Below are 472 nucleotides of genomic sequence, written 5' to 3'. Positions count from 1 at the left end.
CGGCTCGCATCGTTCCACGACCGCGCTGCGCACCATCCACAGGCCGGACAGCAGGCGCCTGCGTGTGGCATCCGCCACCACTGCAACACGTTCCAGCGAGCCCCTACTAGTCTGGCCAGGTTCCGTCACCGCTCACCGAGGAGTGCCCCATGCCCGAGGCCGTCATCGTTTCCGCCGCCCGCACGCCGATCGGCCGCGCGAACAAGGGGTCCCTGAAGGACTTCCGCCCCGACGACCTCACCGCGCTGATCATCAGGGCGGCCCTCGACAAGATCCCGGCGCTCGACCCGAACGACGTCGAGGACCTCTACCTCGGCTGTGGCCTGCCCGGCGGCGAGGCCGGCAACAACATGGCGCGGATCGTGACGGCGCTGCTCGGCTACGGGATCCCCCGCGCGCCGATCACCCGCTACTGCTCCTCGTCGGTGCAGACGTCGCGGGTGGCGTTCCACGCCATCAAGGCCGGCGAGGG

At 70.3% G+C, this 472-nt stretch carries 1 protein-coding gene; it reads left to right on the top strand.

Going from position 1 to position 472, the window contains the following annotated elements; all coding sequences use genetic code 11:
- Positions 1-149: 149 nt before the first annotated feature.
- Positions 150-472, top strand: a 323-nt coding sequence (locus tag F0U47_RS20420; RefSeq protein WP_497463089.1) for a thiolase family protein, incomplete at its 3' end; no start/stop codon positions are given.

The organism is Nocardioides antri, from assembly GCF_008373765.1.
Lineage (GTDB): Bacteria > Actinomycetota > Actinomycetes > Propionibacteriales > Nocardioidaceae > Nocardioides > Nocardioides antri.
The sequence above is the reverse complement of the archived record's forward strand: the minus strand, read 5'-3'. Positions and strand labels throughout refer to the sequence as shown.